5 protein-coding genes are annotated in these 4,369 nt (G+C 72.8%); all 5 read right to left on the bottom strand.

Features of this window, described 5'->3' with window-relative positions; all coding sequences use genetic code 11:
* Positions 1–538, bottom strand: a 538-nt coding sequence (locus AB8Z36_RS33235) for a trypsin-like peptidase domain-containing protein (RefSeq protein WP_369217106.1), incomplete at its 3' end; no start/stop codon positions are given.
* A gap of 70 nt (positions 539–608) precedes the next feature.
* On the bottom strand, positions 609–1,490 hold the full coding sequence (locus AB8Z36_RS33230; protein WP_369217105.1) for a MerR family transcriptional regulator: 882 nt from the start codon (positions 1,488–1,490) through the stop codon (positions 609–611).
* A 105-nt stretch (positions 1,491–1,595) separates the two neighbouring features.
* Entirely contained in the window at positions 1,596–2,315 is a 720-nt protein-coding gene (locus AB8Z36_RS33225; RefSeq protein WP_369217104.1) for a penicillin-binding transpeptidase domain-containing protein, read from the bottom strand.
* A complete protein-coding gene (locus AB8Z36_RS33220; protein WP_369217103.1) occupies positions 2,291–3,502 on the bottom strand; it encodes a transglycosylase domain-containing protein in 1,212 nt (403 codons plus the stop codon). The genes AB8Z36_RS33225 and AB8Z36_RS33220 overlap by 25 nt, the downstream gene beginning before the upstream one ends.
* Before the next feature lie 172 nt (positions 3,503–3,674).
* The gene (gene snpA, locus AB8Z36_RS33215) at positions 3,675–4,364 is read right to left on the bottom strand and encodes a snapalysin (protein WP_369217107.1); all 690 of its coding nucleotides are present in this window, start codon (positions 4,362–4,364) and stop codon (positions 3,675–3,677) included.
* Positions 4,365–4,369 lie beyond the last annotated feature (5 nt).

The raw sequence follows: 4,369 nt of genomic DNA, 5'->3' as shown, positions 1-4,369 counted from the left end.
CCCCCGAACCGCTGAAGCCGCCCCGCAGACCGCCCGCCCCGGTCACATCGATCTGCRCCCGCTCGTCGCCCTCGCCGCCGGGACCCATGCAGGCGCCGGTCAGCCACTGGCCGCCCGACTGGTACTCCGGGAAGCCGTCGATGAGGACGGCGGCTCCCCGGTAGTCGAGCGTGCGGTGCAGGGTGACCGGCGAAGGCACCGGAGCCGCCTCGTCCAGGACGAGCACCGCCAGATCGCCCTGCGCCTTGCCGAACGGCGGCACCCAGTGCCCGGCCTCCACCGTCGCGGTGCGGCACGGGGTCCTGGCCAGGCCCTGGAGCAGCGGGAACTCGACCTGTACGCGGTCGGGGCGCCCGCCCGTCACGGTGTCCCGGATGACATGGGCGCAGGTGAGCACCCGGTCACCGCCGAACAGCACCCCCGCGCCGAGGACGTCGCCGCCCCCGGACGCGGACCACCGCCGCAGCCGCACCCGCCAACTCCCGTGGTCCGCGCGGGCGTTCCCGTCCGCGCCGACCGCCACCCGGCCGTCCCCCATGTTTCCTCAGGATAGGCGCGGGAGGCGGCGATGACGCCTGGGCTGCATGGGGAGGCAGTGAGAACCTCGCTCAGGGCCCCGTGACCGGGAACGCCACGTCGCACACCTCGTCCTCGGGACCGGCCGACGGCCAGTCGGTGAAGTACACCTCACGGCACGGTCCGGCCAGGGAGAGGCCCTGCTCGGCCGCCCAGGCCTCCACGGCGTCGAAGGCCGCGATGATCTGCGGATAGGCCACCTGCGCCTTGGTGATCCGGGTGTAGGCGAGCCGGTGCGCGGGCTCGACGCGCACCTTGGCATCGGTGGCGCGCCCCTGGTCCGCGGCCCAGGCGCGCGCCGCGTCGGCGTCGACGACCGGCACACAGGACTCGGCGGGCCCGTCGCTCTCCTCGGACACGTCCGCGTGGTAGACCACGAAGTGCGGTGCCGCGAGGCCCCCGCACCGCTCCTCGGCCGCCCGTTCCAGACGCTCGGCGGAGCCGCCGATCCAGGCGGGCAGCTCGTGGGCGCTGACGTGGCGGGTCTCACTGAGGACGTACCTCTCCGGCACGTCCACGGTCTTCACCTCGAATGTCGCGTACAACTCGGCGTTCCTTCCCGAAAGTCGTCCACGGAGGTAGCGCGCGAGCGTCCGCTGTCCGGCCAGGCGCTCCTCGATCCCGGCCCAGTACGCGTCGAGCGACCGTGCCGCCCGCTCCCCGTCGAGCTCCACCATCTCGGCGATGCCCGCGAGGGGCATGTCCAGGCGGCGCAGGAGCGCGACCGTGCGGGCGCGCTCGATCTGGCCGGTGCGGTAGTAGCGGTAGCCGCTGGCCTCGTCGACGTGCGCGGGCGCGAGCAGCCCCAGACGGTCGTAGAGCCGCAGCGCCTTCGGCGAGAGCCGCGCGCGGGCGGCGAACGCGCCGATGGAGAGCAGCTCCTGGCCCTGGTCCTTCGCTGGTCGCTGGTTCACGGGATCATCCTCCGTCACCGGGCCGTCCGGCCCGGTGACGAGGACTGTGGAGTCTGCCCCAGGGGCAAGGTCAACGGCCCCGCGGAAACCACCGCCCTCCGCAGGTCATCCCTCCTTCGGCCCGAGCCCCGTATAGGCACCCCAGATCCGCGGCGGCAGGGTGTTCCCCCGCTCGGACTTGTCGCCGCCGGTCCCGGAGAGCGGCAGCAGCCGCGGCTCGTCGGGGCGCAGCCGGAACAGCGTCACGGCGGTGGACAGGTCCTTGGTGAACCCCGTGAACCACGCGGTGCGCAGCCGGTCCTGGTCGCCCGTGCGCCCCGCGGAGACACCGGGCCCGAAGCCCCTGGCGCCCGCGTGCAGGGCTTCGGTGACCTCGCGGGCGACCTCGGGGTCAAGGGCCCGCCCGGCCGCGGGCGGCGTGAGACCGGGCAGGGCCTCACCGTCCTTGACGACCTTGGTCACGGAGTACGGGTCGTGCCGGGTGCCGCCGCTCGCGAAGGTCCCGTAGGCGGTCGCCATCCGGATCGCGCTCGGCGTCGACGTGCCCACGGGGAACTCCGCGTCCGCCTTGGCCATGCTCTGCGGCAGCAGCCCCGACGCCACGGCGGTGTCGCGGACCTTGGCGGGCCCGACGTCCTTGCCGAGGCGTACGTAGGTGGCGTTGCCGCCGGGATGGAGCGCCTCGCTGAGGGTGGGGTGGTCCGGGTCCGGCGGCCCCACCGCCGGGGTCAGCGTGCCGTCGGCGGCGTAGTAGCTGTCCGCCAGGACGCTCTGGTGCGAGCCGGGGACCGACTCCGGCGTCAGGGGCTCGGCCGCGGCCCGCACCTCGCGCCGCCCCCCCCGTGCTGGAGCGCGGCGGCGAGGACGAACGGCTTGAAGGCGGAGCCCACGGGGACACCGGAGGTGTCGGCGTTGTTGGAGAAGTGCTTGGTGGCGTCGCGCCCGCCGTACAGCGCCACCACCGCCCCGTCCGACGGCCGCACGGAGGCGGCGCCGACCTGCGCGTACCGGTCGGCGGCGCGCCGCTTGGGGTCGGTGTCGCGCTCCAGCACGTCCCGCACGGCCCGTTCGAGGCCGCGCACCTTGTCCTTGTCGAAGGTGGTGTGGATCTGATGACCGCCGCGGGCGAGGTCCTTGTCGGTGAGCCCGGTGCGCTGCTTGAGGTACTTGTTGGCGACGTCGACCAGGTAGCCGGTCTGTCCGCCGAGGCTGGTGGAGCGCGACTCCCGCCGCGGCTCGGGGAACTCGCGGTACGTGGCACGCTCCCGCTTCGACATGAGCCCGGCGTCGACCTCCCGGTCGAGGATCCAGGACCAGCGCTCGCGCGCCCGCTCGTGGTTGGCCCGGCTGACCGAGGGGTCGTACAGGTCCGCGCCCTTCAGGAGCGCGGCGAGCAGCGCGCCCTGGCTCGGGTCCAGCTTCCTGGCGGGAATTCCGTAGTAGGCGTGGGCGGCGGCCTCGATGCCATTGGCGCCCCGCCCGAACCAGCTGCTGTTGAGGTATCCCTTGAGGATCTCCTCCTTGCTCTTCTTCCGGTCCACCTTCAGGGCGATGACGAACTCCTTGACCTTCCGGGTGACCGTCTGGTCCTGGGAGAGGTAGGTGTTCTTCACGTACTGCTGGGTGATGGTGGAGCCGCCCTGGGTCTCCTTGCCGCTGACCGTGCTGACCACCGCGCGGCCCAGGCCCTTCAGGGAGACTCCGGCGTCCTTGTAGAAGGTCTCGTTCTCGGCGGCGATCACCGCGTCCACGGCGGCCGGGGCGATCTGGTCGAGCTCCACGCTCTGCCGGTTGATCTCGCCGGTGCTCACCATCTGGGTGCCGTCGGACCAGTAGTAGACGTTGGCCTCGCGCTGGGCCGCCGCGTTCTCGTCGGGGATGTCCACGCTCGTGTACACGGCGACGAAGGCCCCGACGAGGGCCAGCGCGGCGAGGGAGGCGGAGCCGAGGAGCTGCCGCCACGACGGCAGCCAGCGCCGCACCCCCGAGCGCCCCGTACGCGGGTAGTCCACGCGCCGCCGCCGGTCCGGGCGCCGGCCGGGACGCCGCCGGCCGCGGCGGCGCTCCGTCTTCCCTTGCGCATGAGTTCCCATGCCGGGGAGGAGGGCGCCGCACGCGGCCGGGTTGGTCAGGAACCTGTTTGCCGTACGTAACAGCGGTCGGCCCGCGCGGGCGGGGCCGGGGTCAGCGGATCTTGCTCAGCGCGCCCTCCTGCTTGAACGCGGAGAAGCCGTTGGCCCAGAGCTGGTTGACCCGCGAGCGCTCGGCGCTGTTGGGCCGGGCGTTGGTGCACGAGGTGCCGGGGCCACCACCGGACATCAGCTCGCTGCACGGGCCCGAGTAGTGGTCGGGCAGACCGAGGACGTGCCCGGTCTCGTGGGCCGTCACACGGGTGGAGTTGTACTGCTGGTTCTGCCGGTAGTCCAGGAAGATGTAGCCGCGACCGTGTCCGTCGGTGGAGGCGTAGGACCCGCGCGAGTCGTTGCCCTCGCGGTACTCGAAGTCGTAGCCGCTGCTGGACTCCTGGAGCCGCACATTGGTGACGGAGGAGTTCCAGATCGACGTCGACTGCGATATCTGGCTGCGGAAGCTGGGCGCCCGGCTGGTGCTGTAGCGGACGGTGACGACCTGGATGCCGGGCTTGGCCGCCTGCTTCTCCAGCGCCGACTTCATCACGGCCTCGAAGAACTGCCGGTTCGCGGCCTCGTTCTTCTCGCCCGACTTCGACGCGGTGTACGCCGAGACGGCCGTGTTCGCCGAAGCGCCCGAGCCGACGGCCGGTGCGGGGGCCGCGAACGCCGTGGGGGCGGTCAGGGCGGCCACGAGCGCGGCGGAGCCGAGGGCGGCGACGGCGTAGGTTCTGGTCTTCATCATGGGGG

This window comes from Streptomyces flavofungini (genome assembly GCF_041028215.1).
GTDB lineage: Bacteria > Actinomycetota > Actinomycetes > Streptomycetales > Streptomycetaceae > Streptomyces > Streptomyces flavofungini_B.
This window is presented reverse-complemented; position numbering and strand designations above follow the sequence as displayed.

Coding starts and splice junctions, on each gene's coding strand:
- snpA (WP_369217107.1), bottom strand. CDS start 4,364: ATGATGAAGACCAGAACCTACGCCGTCGCCGCCCTCGGCTCCGCCGCG.